Source organism: Erwinia mallotivora (assembly GCF_000590885.1).
Lineage (GTDB): Bacteria > Pseudomonadota > Gammaproteobacteria > Enterobacterales > Enterobacteriaceae > Erwinia > Erwinia mallotivora.
In genome coordinates, this window is the sequence record NZ_JFHN01000069.1 from 71,885 (window position 1) to 87,757 (window position 15,873).

Below are 15,873 nucleotides of genomic sequence, written 5' to 3' on the forward strand. Positions count from 1 at the left end.
AACAAAATGCCCGCTGTGCATACACCTGGGCTGTGTTAAGTTATAATACAAATCACAGATGACCTTTTACTATTTTATTATTTTTCAAATGGTTGGATATTTTTGTGCAGATTACAGACGCAGATGATAACCCGAAAGAAAAACGTCGTAAGGGAACGGGCAAGATTACTCTCAGCGAAGTGGCGGAGTTCGTTGGCGTCAGTGCCATGACGGTTTCACGCGCATTAAGAATGCCTGAAAAAGTGAACCCTGAACTGCGCAACCGCATTGATGCGGCGGTAACTCAACTGGGCTATGTACCTAACCTTCAGGCACGTAATCTTGCTTCGGTGCACTCCGATCTCATTCTGGTTGTCACCCCGTCGTTCTCTTCGCCCGGTTTTTTGACGGTGTCTGAAGCGTTGCAAACGGTCCTGCCCGCACGCGGCTATACCATGATGTTTATGGAGTCAGGCCATGACGGGCAAAGCGAACAAAAAACCTTTGAAAAAATCCTCGCCTACAATCCGGCCGCCATCGTTCAGTTCAATACTGACACCATCGAAAGTTGTACCCAGCTGCTGTCGAATGTTGATGTGCCAATACTTGATATTGGCGCGCTAAATCGCGAAGCCATTGGTTTAAGTGTTGGTGTCGATTACGGCAGGGCGATGCAAAAGCTGGTTACCCATCTGGCCGACGCCTCATTGAAAAACATTGCCTTGCTCTGTACTCCCGCGAACAATACGATGTTTCGCCAGGTATTAAGCGGCTGGAATACGGCGATGCTGGCGCTTAATCGCTCTCCACACCGGGTTGTGACCACCCATTTGCCATCCACCATCACCACCGGGGTGAATATTTTCCGCGATATGATGATTACCTGGGATGACCTGGACGCGTTAATTTGTACCTCAGATGAGATGGCCTGTGGCTGTATGATGGCCTGTCACAGCGCGGGAATAAAAATTCCCCACACCCTGGCCGTTGCCAGTTTAGGCGGCGGGGCGTTATCGATGGTCTGCTCCCCCTCCCTGACCAGCGTTGAGTTTCCCTGGCGTGAAACCGGGATCAGAGCAGGAAAAGCGCTGCTTGATCTTCTTAATGATATGCCGGGTGAAAAATACATTGAAATACCGTCAATACTCAACGTCAGAGCAAGCACCTCCCGTTAAATTTCTGTCATTTCCTGTTCGCCTTTTAAGCCGGGCACTACCGTTATTTATTGCAGAATGATGATTATCGCCGTGAAGAAAATCATTTTCTTAATTTCATTATTCTGACGTAACCGCAATTATTCGCTCAGGCGAAACTTTCATCTTTCTGTCACCTCTCTGCGTTTTCTTTATTTTCTTTCAGTCGCAGAGCGGTGGCTGTAGCCGTGAAGCGCTCCCCCGTTTGCGACATTAAAAATAGTCACAGGCCTGATTTTTGAGCATTTTTCGCGCACTCAGCATTTCTGCTCACGGTTTAACCATTAGCACGGGCTTTGTATCCTCCTCCTGCACTTATCATCCGGGCTAATGCCAAAGAGAAATTAATAGTGTACTAACAAGTACAATTCAGCAGGGGTGGACAGTTAAAGATTTGAGATATTTTTGATGTCTGGAATGGGTATTCTTATAAAGTATTGATATTTGAGTATTATTTTTTTTATTATTTAAAATGTGATTCTTTTTTGCGCTTTTTAGCAAACATTTTTACGATACGGCATAGGATAAAAATGTAATTAGTGTTGACGAAAAAAAAGCCCGGTGATAATTTGGTTAACAAATCTGGAGGGTTTTGAAACAAAATATTCACAATTATTTATGAACAGGATGATTCATGAAAGATCACGTTTTGTTCAAAAAAAGTCCGACAGGGAATCCCTCTCTTCCGCAAATTTTCTGCTTTTCTCACGCCGGGGGTAATGCAGAAGATTATTTGCAGTGGCAGAAATTTCTTTTATCTGATGTCTGTCTGAACGCCATCTGTTTGCCTGGCACAGGACGTCGTTTCGGCGAGCCTTATCCCGTTTCTGTTGACCGCCTGACAACGGAAATTGCACAGCAAATTGACAGCCTTAACTGTGATGATTACTACCTGTTTGGTCACAGTATGGGCGCAGTGCTGGCTTTTGAAGTGGCCGGTAAAGTGAAAACGTCCGCTCGTGGGTTAATCGTCTCAGGCAGCGCGGCCCCGGCCAGCATCCCGTCTGCCAGAGTGGTGAAAATGAACGCCATGAGCGACGAGACATTCGCCAGAGAGATGGTTTTTTTCAACGGCGTGGACGAAAAACTGGCCGCCAGCGAGGAATTTATCAGCCTGTTTCTGAAAAGGCTGAGAAAGGACTTCGAGCTGATTGGCCGCTATCAGTATCGTCCTGAACAACGGCTCTCCCTGCCGCTGTATGCGCTGGTGGGTGAGGATGATCCACATGTCTCGCCGGAGGCCGCCGCACAGTGGCGCACTGTTACATCGGGAAGCTTCAGCCCGTTTATTGTTCCGGGTGACCATTTTTATTTTAATCAGCATCCTCAATCGGTGACGGATGTGATTAAACATTGCGTGACCGCTCAGGTTGCTGCGCGCACACCACAGACGCTGATTATTTAACGCCTTAATAAATTTTCGGGATATAACCATGACTGTCAATAATGAGACGAGTCAGTTAATCACTGCACAAAAAATAAAAGGTGAGAAATTTAAACGCCTGCACGGCGATGGCGCACCTTTTGTTATGCCCAATCCCTGGGATCGCGGCACGGCAATATTAATGGAAAAGGCAGGCTTTCACGCGCTGGGCACCACCAGTGCCGGTCTGGCTTTTTCCCTTGGCAAACTCGATCGTACCGCGGCGGTGACGCTGGCGGAAACCCTCGACAACGCCGCGCAGATTGCCAGCATTAGCAGCCTGCCGCTCTCGGTCGATCTGGAAGATGGCTTTGCCGCCGATGCTGATGGCATCAGCGATAATATCCGTGCTGCCGCCGCTACCGGCGCGGTGGGTTGCTCCATTGAGGATTACTTTGGCGATGAACAGCAGCCAATCCGCGATTTTGCCAGTTCGGTGATGCGCGTTGAAGCGGCGGTTGACGCAGCCAGAAGCCTCTCATTCCCCTTTACCCTCACCGCACGCGCAGAAAACTTCCTCTATGGCGTTCACGATTTGCAGGACACCATCAGCCGGTTGCAGGCTTATGCCAGAGCGGGCGCTGACGTGGTTTACGCTCCGGCCCTGCCGGATGCGGAGTCAATCAAAGCCGTCTGCCGGGCGGTGGATGTGCCGGTTAACGTGCTGCTGGGGGCAGGAAACCGTCTGACGGTCGCCGAGCTGTTTGCGCTTGGCGTCTCGCGGGTCAGCCTCGGCTCAGCCCTGTCGCGTGCCGCGCTGGGGGGCTTTTTCTCTGCCTTGCAGGAGCTTCAGCAGGGTGGCAGCTGTCACTTCCTCGACAACGCCATCGGCTATTTTGACGTGGCGAAACTGCTGACAGAAGGAAAGCTGTGATGGCTCAGCATCCATGCGCCCAGGCCAGAATAGTGGCCCCCGATTATCAGCTGGGTGAACAGCCCCTCAGTTACCAACAGATCCCCGACTGGCAGCAACGCGCGGCGGCATTTTCGCTGCCTGCGCTACCGCAGGTCTGGGGCTGGGGAACGGTGCATCAGGCCACCTCTTCTTTTATACAGCTGGCGGTGGCGAGCGCCCGCAAAACCCTGGCGGATACCCCCGCACAGCAGGTGGATACGGTGATTTTTTGCAGTTCGTCGCTGCCCGCCGATGCCAACCAGCAGACCCGCCTGCTGTGCGACTTTGCGGATGCGCTGGCGCTACATCATGCTGAAATCATTGGCGTAACCCTGGGCCGCTGCACCAACCTGCTGAAAGGCCTGCGGCTGGCTGAGGCGCGGATCGCCAGCGGGCAGTCCACCCAGATCCTGCTTGTCGCCAGCGACTGCATGGAGGATCCGGCGCAGCGGCTGGAAAACTTTGCTCTGTTTTCCGATGGCGCGGCCAGTTGCCTGGTCGTGCGCCACGACGATCCCCGGCCCGGCTTCGATATTCTTGCCAGCGCCGAGCAGCAGGACCTGAAGCTGATCCCGGAAGGGTTGTCATCCGCGCTGGCTACAGCCGTCAATCAGCAGCTGTTCCGCGACACGCAGATAACCCTGGCTGACGTCAGCCGCCTGTTTCACACCAATGTCTTCTTACCGTTATGCAATTTAAAAGAACGCCAGGCAGGCTACGCAGAGCACCAGCTGTTTACCGACAATATTGTGCGCATCGGCCACTGTTTCTCTGCCGATCCGCTGATCAACCTGACTGACGCCATCCGCCGCCAACTGCTGCCTGAACAGGGGATTTTCCAGCTGGCGGCCAGTATTCCGGGCGCACGCGCCGCCGTTCTGCTGCAAAAAAGGAGAGAAAAGTGACTACGGCCATCGTGGACAGCACCACAGCACTGCCAGATCTGAGCTTCCATTTTTCTCCACAGGCCAGAAGCACGCTGGATGCCTGGCTGCAACAGGGTTTCGCCAGCGCGCTCTACAGGATTTTTGCCGGGGATATCGAGAGCGAATCGCAGCAGCTGTTAGCCCTGCAACTGCTGGAAACCCTGTTTGCCGTGCGTTCAGAGGCGCCCACCGCCGCCACGCTGCATGCTTATCTTGCCACGGCAAAAGCCACCCTCAGCCAGCGCGCAGAGCAGCTTAAGCAGGTGGTGGGGGAAGAGGGCAAGCAGATCCTGCGCCAGCGCGCCTTACTGTCGCTGACCGCCGGATGCTGGCTGGATTACGTTTCCCAGCCCGCCACCGAACCGGCTGAAGTGGTCTGTCTGCTCAGCGGACAAAACTTTGCCCTGAAAGGCGAGGGCGAAATTGCCGACAGCCAGCAAAAGCAGCGTTACCGGCAGTTTGCAGAGATGGGCATCGCCATTCCGGAAGTCTATACCGCAGGCATTGTCGGCACGCTGGGCAGCGTTGAGCTGACCGCCTGGCAGGCGGCTTTCTGGCTGGCGCTCTCCCGCCTGTCGGCCAGCCATCTGCCGGAAGTGGTGGCCTTTCATTACGCATATTACAGTCTGGGATTTGACGACCAGCTGCTCGGCCTGCCAGCGCCCATTGCTCAGGCAGAACTGGACGGGCTGCTGGACACCTTTCTGCGCCATTGCCGCGACGATGCGGCGGGCGCACAGAGCGAAAACAGGATGCTCAGGGCGCTGGCGCAGGCGGTGGAGCTGGAGCTGGCGCACAGCGAAATGCTGCTGGCGCTGAAAAGCCAGCTGGCCCGGCGCACCCCCGATGACCGCATGGCGGAAATTGTCAGTCGTCACCTGCCGCTGGCGGGCAGGCAGCATCAGCGTATTCGTCTGGAGAAACGCAGCCTGGCCGAGTGGCCGGAAGATGAATCCTTTGAGATGGCCGACTTTTTACGCGCGCTGCGCGCCTCGCCTTATCTGCGCCAGTCGCCATCAGGGCAGGGCGAATGCAGTTTCCAGAAAGCGGTGCGTTTCGGTGGCTCGATGTTTGGCATCTTCAGCCCGCAGGAAGCGGCGGTGATGGCGCGCTGGATCGCCGGTTCAACGCCTGGTGATGAGGTGCGGCTGAGCCACTTTCCGCAGCCGGGCAGTGAACAGGCGGCAGGCTGGCTGCACCGCTGCCGTGCCACCTCGCTGGAGGCGCGGGTGGTGTGGCAAAGCGCGGGGCTGCCGGACGCGCGCCAGCTGTTCTATCGCCTGGTCAATATTGAACATTTCGCCAGCCATCTGGCGCTGCTGAAAGAGCGGGTTAAACAGACGCTGCAACAGGCAGAGGTGCTGTTCACCACCGGCAGCGGCGGGCGCTATACCGACGCCAGCTACTTCAGTTACAGCCCGGAGGCGCTGCTGGCGCGGATGGAAAAAATCTACTGGGAAAAACTGGTGCAGCCTTATCAGCGGCTGACCGAGATCCCCGACCGCGAAAGCGTGCTGTTCGGCCAGAAACTGATGGCACTGGGCAGCATGATCGACGGAGCCTGGGCGCATCGCTTTGGCGGCACCCTGCGCAACCACCGACGGGCAGACGGCAAAATGCTGGCGATCTACGCCGACGAGATGGGGCTGGGGGAGTATGAAAAAAACCATATCACCCTGATCCTGCGGGTGCTGAAAAGCATGGATATCACCCTGCCGCACATTCGCGACGAGGCCTTTTGCCAGCAGGATGAACTGCCCGATATCTACGATTTCTCCCTGCATCAGCTGGCGATGTCGCAGTTCCCTGACACCTTTTATGAGGAGCTGCTGGGCTATAACCTCGGCATTGAAATGCTGGGGCTGGGCGAAATGCGTATGCATGAGATTCAAAAGCTTCGCCGCCACGGCTTCGACACCATCTATGAAGAAGCCCACCTGACCATTGATAACTTTTCTGCCGGTCACTCACGGCAGGCGGTGGATCTGATTATTGATTATCTGGATGACTGTAAACCGGGCCTCAGCGCGGAAGAGCTTCAGCAACGCTGGCGTCGCATCTGGCGCGGTTATGCCTCTTTTGCCTTCTGGCTGGAAACCGATCTGCAAACGGCGAACGCCGCAAAAGCCGCTGAGAATACCGATTACAGCGAACTACTGATCTGAGTCACTGACACGACATTAACCGCCGCTGCCTTCAGGCCGCGGCATGGAGACAGGGCTGTTCTATGAGTCAACTATTCAGTCACGATGCGGCGATGCTGACGCTGCCTTTTTATCAGCCGGAACATATTGCGCAGGTCAGAGCGCTGGACAGCTGGTGTCAGCAACAATCGCTGGCGTCGCCAGCGGGCGGCGAAAAGGCCGCCGGGCAGGGCAGACATCTGCTGAAATTACTGGGCCATGCGGGCTGGCTTGCACACCTGAGTGGCCCTGAACCGACTCTGGCCGCCGATGCGCGCAGCGCCTGCCTGTTTCGCCAGACGCTGGCTTACCATCACGATCTGCTCGATTTTGCCTGGTCGATTCAGAGCCTCAGCGGCAGCGTGATCCGCCGTTTTGGCAACGAGGCGCAGCGCCAGCACTATCTGCCCAGGCTGGCCAGCGGCGAATACGCCGGGGCGTTTGCCCTTTCGGAACCGGAAGCCGGATCGGATGTGGCCGCCGTGGCGCTGCGTGCCGAACGTGACGGCGACCATTTTCTCCTCAGCGGCGATAAGGCGTGGATTGCCCAGGGCGACATTGCTGACTGCCTGATTGTCATCGCCCGAACGGGAGAAGGCCCCGGCCCGTTGGGGCTGAGCGCCTTTATCGTTGATGCCGCGCTGCCGGGCATCCGCACCCGCCCGCTGGAAGCCATCGCCCCGCGCGCCTGGGCCGATCTCCATTTTGACCAGGTGCGGGTGCCGGTGGAAAACCGGCTGGGCGGGGCAGGCCAGGGATTCATTATTGCGCTGGATATTCTCGATCGCTTCCGCATGACGGTCGCCAGCGCCGCCGTCGGTTTCGCCCGGCGGGCGGCGGATATCGCGCTGCGCCACGCCTCGCGCCGGAAAATCTATCAGGGACGGCTGCTTGATTTACAGCTGGTCAAAGCGTCGCTGGCAAAAATGGAGATCACCCTGTCGGCGGCAACGCTGATGACCGCCCACGCGGCCTGGCAGCTGGATCAGGGCGATGCGCGCTTCGGTAAAAGCTCGGCGATGGCAAAACACTTTGCTACCGAGCAGGCCAGCCGCATCGTCGATGAGGCGCTGCAACTGCTCGGCGCGGCGGGCGTGGTGGCAGACAGCCAGATGGAACGCCTCTATCGCCAGATCCGTCCGTTGCGCATCTACGAGGGCGCGTCAGAGGCGCTGCTGATGAACATTGCCTCGGCGCTGGACAGCCATCGCCTTCAGCAACGGGAGGATCTGCAATGAGCAGCACGTCGTTAAATCCGCTCAGCGCTATCCGGCATGCCGACCCGTACAGCTGGTACGGCGCGTTAACCCGCGAGCAGCCCTTTTATTTCGATTCGCAGCTGAAGCTGTGGGTCGCCGCCGATGCCCAATCGGTTACCGCGATGCTGGAAGCCCCGCAGCTTCAGGTACGACCGCTGGCCGAACCGGTTCCGGCCGCCCTGGTCGGCACCGCCGCCGGAGAGGTGTTTGGCAATCTGGTACGCATGCGCGAAGGCGAGCACCAGCAGCGGCTGAAAAGCATCATCGTGCAGGCGCTGAGCACCCGCGATATGCCACGCGTGCGCCAGCTGGCTTTTGATACCACCTTAAGCCGCCTGCGTCAGCACGACGAGATAGACACCCTGCTGTTCACGGTTCCGGCCACGGTGGTGGCCGCGCTCTGCGGCTTTACCGACCATGCGCTGCCGGAAATGACCGCGCTGATCGCTGAATTCGTGCTCTGTATTCCTGCCACGGCCAGCGCGGAGCAGTGCGCGCGCGCCAGTCGGGCGGCAGAGCAACTGTTGACGCGCTTCGCCCGCCAGCTCGAGCAGGCCAGCGAGGGCTCGTTGCTCACCGCGCTGTTGCAGGCGGCGCTGGCTGACCAGTGGCCGCATCAGGCGGCGTTAATCGCCAACGGCATTGGCCTGCTGTCACAAACTTACGATGCCACGGCGGGGCTTATCGGCAACGCCCTGCTGGCGGCACAGCGCTGGCCGCAGGCGTTCAGCGCGTCGTCGCCAGAGGCCTTTATCGGCGAGGTGGCGCGTTTTGATGCGCCCATTCAGAACACCCGCCGCTTTGCCGCTGAACCTTTCAACTGGCGGGGCGCAGAGATTGCCCGTGGCGACGCGGTATTGCTGCTGCTGGCTGCCGCCAACCGCGACCCGCAGGCCAACCCGCAGGCGGATGAATTTATCCCCCAGCGTGCAGACAGCCGCTGCTTCACCTTCAGCCACGGACGTCACCGCTGTCCGGGGCAGGCGCTGGCGGTGACTATCGCCAGCGGTTTTATTGACGCGCTACGGCAGCATAACGACAGGAGCATTGCCACGCTGCGCTGCACCGGTTACCGGCCATCCGGCAATGCCCGTATTCCCGAACTCACTGTTTAACGGCTGACAAGGTTTGTTTATGAACGTTGAAAAAGTTTTGCCCCGCGCTTTTGTACTGACCGGCGCATTCTGGGTCATTTGCCGCAACTCGCTCTATCTGCGTGAACTGGCGAAGCGAGAAATCGCGGTGCTGGTGATCACGCCGACATCTTATCGCCAGGATGCCGAGGCGGCGCGTAATGACCGCCAGAGCGCCACCGCGCTGATTGCCGATATTGCCTATGTGCAGGGCGCGCTGGACCGGGAAGCCTCCTTTAATCCCAGCGTGATTGCCGCGCTGCAACAGTGGCAGCAGCAGTATCAGATCGTGGGCGCATTCGCGGTGGGGGAAACCCTGGTTGAGCCGACTGGCATCGTTGCCGACGCGCTGGGCCTGCGCAGCCCCGGCCTGCGCGCCACCCGCGTCTGCCGCAGCAAATATCTGCAACGCTTCTACCTGGGACAGTTCAGCCCGTTGTCACAGGTGGTGGCCCCGGAAAAACGCCACGAGATTGACTGGCACTCTCTGCCGTGGCCGCTGATTATCAAACCGGCGACCCGCCACTCCTCATCCGGGGTGATTTCGGTTGATAACGCACAGCAGGCCCGCGAAGCGCTGGTGGACTATCCGGATTATGAAACCCTGCTGCTGGAACAGCGGGTGGAAGGGCAGGAGTACTCGGTGGAGTCGCTGGTGCAGGAAGGGGATATTATTTTTTCTTCCGTCACCCACAAAGTCACCACCGATAAACACAGCAACACCTTTGTTGAGCTGGCGCACACCGTGCCCGGATCGGGCGCGGAAAATGCACTGCTGCTGCGTGCGGCGCGGCAGGTGCTGAATAAACTGGATTTTCGCAATGGTATCGCTCACTCCGAATGGCGTCTTGCCAGCGACGGCAAACCGTACCTGATGGAGATTGCTGCCCGTACGCCGGGGGATGGCATTCTGCCGCTCTACCGTCTGGCCTGCGGACAACCGCTGGAGTCGGCCATTCTCAGCATCATGCTGGGCGAGCAGGCACGCTATCCGGCGGCCAACCGCGTGGCACGGCAGGTCTATCTGGAGCACCGTCCGGGCGTGCTGAAAGATGTGCAACTGCGCTGGCCGGGTGTTGAGGTCAGCTGGATTGAAGATAACCAGACCTGGCCTGAGATTGCGCCCGGCCAGCCGCAGGACGCACCCGCGCTACGGGCGGTGTTTGTGCATAAAAAGCGCGGCGAGCTGCTGACCCCTCTGCGCTCTTCCGATGACCGTGCGGTCACCTTCTTTATTGACGCCAGCTGCGAGGCCGACCTCGACAGGCTGGAAGCGGAAGTCAGCGCCACCATCACTCTGGATATTGAGGAAAATCATGACTAATCATTCCGCCACGCCCGGCGTGTGGGAAACCTTCGCGCAAAGCCCTTTATCATCAAAGGTGATCCTGTTTGGCGTGATGATTAACCGTCTGTCCGGCTTTTTGCAGATCTTTATCGTGCTGTTTCTGATCTCGCTGGGCTACTCCCATCAGCAGACCATTGTGGCGCTGTTCATTTATGGTCTGGGGGCGGTGACCGGCGCGCTGATTGGCGGCAGCCTCAGCGAACGGCTGGGAACGCGCACCGCCAGCATGATCAGTATGGGGGCCACGGCGGTGCTGACCGCCGCGCTGCTCTATCTGCACAATTTTGTCGCCATCCTGCTGGTGGTGGCGCTGGCCAGCCTTTGCGCCCAGCTGTTTCGCCCGGCCTCGTCGGCGCTGCTGTCGCAGCAGACCCCGGCGGAGCGCCAGACGATGATTTTTGCTATCTATCGCCTGGGACTGAACCTGGGGGCCACCGGCGCACCGCTGATTGGCTATGCCCTTTATCACTGGGGCGGCGAAAGCTTTACCTGGCTGTTCTGGGGCGAGGCTGTCATCGCCGGACTTTATGCGCTGCTGGCGATGCTGACCCTGCCGGGTAAAAGCCGCAGCCAGAGTGACGACGACATCACTGCCACGCCGCATGTCGGGGGCTACCGGGAAGTGCTGGCAGATCGCCGCTTTGTGCTGTTTTTACTGGCGACGCTCTGCCACTCGGCGGTGTTCGTGCAGTACATCACCACGCTGCCGATGTATGTGGAAGATCAGAAAATCGGCCTGTTCTGGTACACCCTGGCGGTATCGCTGAACGGCATTATCGTTATCTGCTTTGAACTGTTAATCACCAAAATTACCCAGAACTATGCCCGCCGTAAGATGCTGGCGCTGGGATTTGCGCTGATCGGCAGCGGCGTGGCCTTCTATGCCGTGCCGATTGGCCCGGCGGCGCTGATCGTCGGCACGCTGGTCTGGTCGCTGGGCGAGATCATCTCCGGACCGGCGTTCTTTGCCTTCCCGGCCAATGCCGGACCGAAACATCTTAAAGCGCACTACCTTGGCAGTTTTCACTTTATGTTCAGCATGGGCATTGCGGTAGGTCCGGTGGTCGGCGGCTGGCTTTATTTGCAGCTTGGCACCGGTATCTGGCCGGTTATTTCGCTCGGTTCATTCTTCGCCGCAGTCGTTTGCGGTTATTACGCTACGGAGACCGTTACCACTAAACGTCAGCACGGCACTGAAAATATCGATGCAAGCAAGGTTACTGAATAATAATCTTCGACTCTGTATTAAGGACACAACATGACCGGATCGCGCAAAAAAGATGTACAGTCACATTTTACGCTGTTGGGAATTGGTGCGGGACCGGCCAATTTAAGCCTGGCGTCACTGCTGCATGGCAAACCGGAAATAAAGAATCTTTTCCTCGACGGAAAAAATGCTTTTTCCTGGCATGATGACCAAATGATTGACGGCGCGACCTTACAGGTTTCGTTATTTAAAGATCTCAGCACGCTGACCGATCCCACCAATAAATTTACCTTTCTGGCTTATCTGCATGAGAAGGGGCGTATTTATCATTTTCTTAATGCCCAGTTTGATGAAATTCCCCGGCGGGAATTCCGTAATTATTTAGCCTGGGCGGCGGAGAAAAATGAAAATGTCCTGTTTGGTGAAAAGGTGCTGAATATTGATTTTGACCGGGTATTCCGCATTGTTACCGATAAAAGAGAGCTGACCGCCGACAATATTGCCATCGGCGTTGGCACCCGTCCCTGGGTGCCGGAGTTCGCCGCCGCACAAATTGGTCAGACACAATTCCATGTCAGCCAGTACATGCAACGAAACAGCCGCGTGGCCGGGAAACGGGTGACGGTGATTGGCGGCGGGCAGTCGGGTGCCGAAGTGTTTCTCGATCTGCTGTCAAAAGCGGACAGCGAAAGACCGGCCAGTATCCACTGGATTTCACGGCGGCGTAATTTCTTCCCCATTGATGACTCGACCTTCACCAATGACTTTTATATGCCCAGCTATTCAGCCTATTTCAACAAGCTGCCGTTACACCTGCGCCAGCGAACCAACCGGGAAAATATTCTGACCTCCGACGGCATTTCTGAGTCCACCCTGCGGCAGATTTATCAGAAGCTCTACAGCCTGAACTTCATTACCCCAGGCAAGATGCAGATTGCCATGCAGACCAGCCGTTCGGTCAGCAATGTCAGGCCGACCGCCACTAACGGCTGGCTGGTGGAGTACAGCCACCTTGATTCCGCCGGGGTGGAGACGCAGGAAGCGGATGTGATTGTCTGGGCCACCGGCTATGCGCCAACGGAAAAACATTTTCTCGGCACGCTCTCCGAGCGTATCCACCGTGAAAAAGAGGAATTTGTGGTGGATGAAGACTTTGCCGTGCAGTGGGACGGGCCGAAAGAGAATAATATTTTCGTGCAGAATGCGGTTCGCGGACAGCGTGGCCTGCCGGATTTAAATCTCAGCCTGAACGCATGGCGGGCGCAACGTATTATGGGCCGCCTGTGTGGCGAATATCCTGCTCATCAACATCCTTCTTTTATCGACTGGGCACCGCCAGCGGAAAACAGCACGCTGGAAAACCTGAAGATTGATTTTGATGAAAAAGAGTGGAAGCGAATATCACACAGTTTCTGAGTTAAGCCGAAGCCTCATCCTGGGAACGTAACATCATGTTGAAATATGACATCGCTATTGTCGGTGGGGGTATCCTTGGGTCCACCATCGCCAGAGAGCTTTTAAATAAATACCCGGCGTTAAAGATTTCAATTATTGATAAAAGACTTTCGGGTGCCGGTGCCTCTTTTTATTCTGCGGGCGTGCATTTTCCGCGAGGCAACAGTGAACGCGTCAGAAAAATGTCACACGACAGCCACCATTATTATCAGCAGCAGATATCAGAAGGCGCGCCAATATATCCGCTGGAAATGGAATTAATTACCGACGCGGGCAATCGTCCACAGGTGGAAAAAAGATATCTGCCGCTGGTGGCATTTAATCAGACTGAAAAATGCCGCAGCGACTTTATCGATCTTAGCGCCACGGGCGGTGGCAATTTACAGGTGCTGAAAGGCAGCGGGGCGAATTATGCCAATGTCTTTGCGCTGGTGAATCACTACATGCAGCAGTTGCGTGACCGGGTGGACTACCTCGAAGGAACGGAAGTGGAGGCCATTGGGCGTGAGGATGACGGCTACCGGCTGTCATTGTGGTCCGGGGTGAATGTGCAGGCGCGGCAGGCGATTGTGGTGCCAGGGCCGTGGATTGCCCATCCGCTGTGCCGCAATGCCCTTGCCGCCAGCGGTCTGCGGGTGAAAAAAATCGTCGCGGCACACATCAACGTTCAGCCCGAGAAGCAGGCTGCGCTTACCGTTTTCGACGAAGAGGACGCCTTTTTGCTGCCCTGCCATCATCGCAAACAGTGGCTGTTCAGCTACACCTGCAAAGAGTGGGATGTCAACCCGGAAACCGTCGGGCCGCTGAACTCTGCCGATCTCGCGAACGCCCGTGAAACCCTGGCGAAATATGCCCCGGCGCTGGCCGACCAGATTCACGATGGCCGGGTATTTTGTGACGCCTACAGCCCCAACAGCGAACCGGCGGTTTTCCGCGCCGATGACGGGGTCATTTTTGCCGCAGGCTGCAACGGCTCCGGCTACCGGCTGGCACCGGCTATCGCCGCTGACGTAATCAATCTGCTTCCAAATCTGTCAGGACTGGAGAAATAAACATGGTGATTCATCATTTAGAAAACGCGGAAATGGCGCGGATGTTTGACATTGACATCAGCCATCTTGACGGACTGGATTTCCCCGCCGGCTGGGGCCGGGTGGCACCGGGCGAGCGCTCCGCCAGCCACCAGCACGATGAAACCGAGATGTTCGTCATTGTCAGCGGTGAAGGCACGCTGCTGGTTGATGGTCATCGCCATGCGGTGAAAGCCGGTAGCGTGGCGCAGTTTGCCCCTTTTGAGTCCCACGTACTGGAAAACAGCGGTGAGACGGACCTGGTGTTCTTTTTACAGTACCGCCGCGATGCCGCCAGTGCCGCCCGTTCGAGCGCCTCACAGGAACGTCAGAACCCGCAGCGCCCGCAGTTCGTCTTCTCCACGCCGCCTACGCCCAACGGCGACCTGCATCTTGGCCACCTCTCCGGCCCGTATCTGGGGGCGGATGCCTTTGTGCGCTATCAGCGGCTGTTGGGGAATCCGGCCTGGCATATGACCGGCTCGGATGATTTTCAGAGCTATGTGGTGGCGCTGGCTCATCGCGAAGGCAAAACCCCGGCGGAAGTGGCGAGCCACTACTCACGGGAAATTCGCCAGACCCTGAGCATGATGGATATTGAACTGGATCACTACACGGTGACCAACGACGCCGAAGGCTATGCCGCAGGCGCACAGCGCTTTTTCAGCCGCCTGGTGGCGAGCGGTGAGGTGCAGCTGCGTGACGCACCGGCGCTGTGCGACAGGGAGAACGGCAACTATCTGTATGAAGTGGATGTGGCCGGTGCCTGTCCGGGCTGTGGCAATGCCACCAACGGTAATATCTGTGAAGAGTGCGGCGAGCCGAACGTGGTCACCGACCTCGGTGCGCCGATCACCAAAGCCAGTCAGCAGCCACCGGAAAACCGTGCGGTAAAACGCTATATGCTGCCGCTGCATCAGTTTGCTGCCACGGTAGCGCAGCACCATAAAGTGGGGCGCGTCCCGGCGAGAATGCGCGAGCTGGCGCAGCGGGTTTTCAGCCGTGCGTCGCTGGACGTGCCGGTTTCTCATCCGGCCAGCTGGGGGATCTCCCCGGCAGAAGCAGAAGGCGAAGGCCAGGTTATCTGGGTGTGGCCGGAGATGAGCTACGGCTTCCTGTGGGACATCGAACAGCTGGGGAAAAAGGTCAACCAGCCGTGGAAAGCGGACCAGCCGGACGCCAGCTGGAAAATCGTCCACTTTTTCGGCTATGACAACAGCTTCTATCACAGCATTCTCTATCCGGTGCTCTATCAGCTGGCTTACCCGGACTGGCAGCCGGATATCGACTATCACCACAATGAGTTCTACCTGCTGGAAGGGAAAAAATTCTCCACCAGCCGCCGTCACGCGGTATGGGGCAAAGAGATCCTCACCCCGCAGAGCGTCGATGCGGTGCGCTTTTATCTCAGTCTGACCCGCCCTGAGCAGGAGCGGACCAATTTCCAGCTGGCGGCTTATCAGCAGGAGCTGAGCCAGACCTTAATCGGCCAGTGGCAGACCTGGCTGCATGACCTGGGAGAACGCACCGCCAGGCTGTTTGCCGGTCAGGCACCGGACGCCGGGATCTGGACCAAAGAGCAGGTGGCCTTCTGGGCGCAGCTGAATGGTCATCTGCAACAGACCACCGACGCGCTGAACGCCGATGGCTTCTCGCTGCGCCGCGCGGCACAGCAGCTGAAAAACCTGGTGCAGGACACCCTGACCTTCTCTCGCAGCCAGCAGCGTCTGGCGGGCATTGCGGGCTGGAAAGATGAAGTGGATTACAGGACCAGGTCGCGCCAGTTCTTTACTGACTGGGAC

At 57.4% G+C, this 15,873-nt stretch carries 12 protein-coding genes; all 12 read left to right on the forward strand.

What is annotated here, in order from left to right; translation table 11 throughout:
* Positions 1-104: 104 nt before the first annotated feature.
* Complete coding sequence (locus tag BG55_RS18440) at positions 105-1,154, forward strand: LacI family DNA-binding transcriptional regulator (RefSeq protein WP_034940660.1); 1,050 nt, start codon at positions 105-107, stop codon at positions 1,152-1,154.
* Positions 1,155-1,806: 652 nt separating this feature from the next.
* Entirely contained in the window at positions 1,807-2,577 is a 771-nt protein-coding gene (locus BG55_RS18445) for a thioesterase II family protein (RefSeq protein ID WP_052018949.1), read from the forward strand.
* Positions 2,578-2,605: 28 nt separating this feature from the next.
* Positions 2,606-3,469: an isocitrate lyase/PEP mutase family protein gene (locus tag BG55_RS18450; RefSeq protein WP_200871648.1), complete on the forward strand. Its 864-nt coding sequence runs from the start codon at positions 2,606-2,608 to the stop codon at positions 3,467-3,469.
* A complete protein-coding gene (locus tag BG55_RS18455; RefSeq protein WP_034940614.1) occupies positions 3,469-4,395 on the forward strand; it encodes a hypothetical protein in 927 nt (308 codons plus the stop codon). The genes BG55_RS18450 and BG55_RS18455 overlap by 1 nt, the downstream gene beginning before the upstream one ends.
* Complete coding sequence (locus tag BG55_RS18460) at positions 4,392-6,581, forward strand: iron-containing redox enzyme family protein (protein ID WP_052018950.1); 2,190 nt, start codon at positions 4,392-4,394, stop codon at positions 6,579-6,581. Before BG55_RS18455 ends, BG55_RS18460 begins: the two co-directional genes overlap by 4 nt.
* A 62-nt stretch (positions 6,582-6,643) precedes the next feature.
* Positions 6,644-7,837: an acyl-CoA dehydrogenase family protein gene (locus BG55_RS18465; protein WP_034940615.1), complete on the forward strand. Its 1,194-nt coding sequence runs from the start codon at positions 6,644-6,646 to the stop codon at positions 7,835-7,837.
* Positions 7,834-8,973, forward strand: a complete 1,140-nt coding sequence (locus tag BG55_RS18470) for a cytochrome P450 (RefSeq protein ID WP_034940617.1) — start codon at positions 7,834-7,836, stop codon at positions 8,971-8,973. The genes BG55_RS18465 and BG55_RS18470 overlap by 4 nt, the downstream gene beginning before the upstream one ends.
* Before the next feature lie 19 nt (positions 8,974-8,992).
* Positions 8,993-10,315 (forward strand): ATP-grasp domain-containing protein, encoded by a 1,323-nt coding sequence (locus tag BG55_RS18475; RefSeq protein WP_034940618.1) that lies wholly within the window; start codon positions 8,993-8,995, stop codon positions 10,313-10,315.
* Positions 10,308-11,567 (forward strand): MFS transporter, encoded by a 1,260-nt coding sequence (locus tag BG55_RS18480; protein ID WP_034940620.1) that lies wholly within the window; start codon positions 10,308-10,310, stop codon positions 11,565-11,567. Before BG55_RS18475 ends, BG55_RS18480 begins: the two co-directional genes overlap by 8 nt.
* Before the next feature lie 30 nt (positions 11,568-11,597).
* The gene (locus BG55_RS18485; RefSeq protein WP_034940621.1) at positions 11,598-12,962 is read left to right on the forward strand and encodes a lysine N(6)-hydroxylase/L-ornithine N(5)-oxygenase family protein; all 1,365 of its coding nucleotides are present in this window, start codon (positions 11,598-11,600) and stop codon (positions 12,960-12,962) included.
* A 35-nt stretch (positions 12,963-12,997) separates the two neighbouring features.
* On the forward strand, positions 12,998-14,053 hold the full coding sequence (locus BG55_RS18490) for an NAD(P)/FAD-dependent oxidoreductase (protein ID WP_052018951.1): 1,056 nt from the start codon (positions 12,998-13,000) through the stop codon (positions 14,051-14,053).
* Positions 14,054-14,055: 2 nt separating this feature from the next.
* On the forward strand, positions 14,056-15,873 hold a 1,818-nt coding region (locus tag BG55_RS18495; RefSeq protein ID WP_034940625.1), incomplete at its 3' end, for a class I tRNA ligase family protein.

Coding starts and splice junctions, on each gene's coding strand:
- BG55_RS18445 (WP_052018949.1), top strand. CDS start 1,807: ATGAAAGATCACGTTTTGTTCAAAAAAAGTCCGACAGGGAATCCCTCT.
- BG55_RS18450 (WP_200871648.1), top strand. CDS start 2,606: ATGACTGTCAATAATGAGACGAGTCAGTTAATCACTGCACAAAAAATA.
- BG55_RS18455 (WP_034940614.1), top strand. CDS start 3,469: ATGGCTCAGCATCCATGCGCCCAGGCCAGAATAGTGGCCCCCGATTAT.
- BG55_RS18465 (WP_034940615.1), top strand. CDS start 6,644: ATGAGTCAACTATTCAGTCACGATGCGGCGATGCTGACGCTGCCTTTT.
- BG55_RS18470 (WP_034940617.1), top strand. CDS start 7,834: ATGAGCAGCACGTCGTTAAATCCGCTCAGCGCTATCCGGCATGCCGAC.
- BG55_RS18475 (WP_034940618.1), top strand. CDS start 8,993: ATGAACGTTGAAAAAGTTTTGCCCCGCGCTTTTGTACTGACCGGCGCA.
- BG55_RS18480 (WP_034940620.1), top strand. CDS start 10,308: ATGACTAATCATTCCGCCACGCCCGGCGTGTGGGAAACCTTCGCGCAA.
- BG55_RS18485 (WP_034940621.1), top strand. CDS start 11,598: ATGACCGGATCGCGCAAAAAAGATGTACAGTCACATTTTACGCTGTTG.
- BG55_RS18490 (WP_052018951.1), top strand. CDS start 12,998: ATGTTGAAATATGACATCGCTATTGTCGGTGGGGGTATCCTTGGGTCC.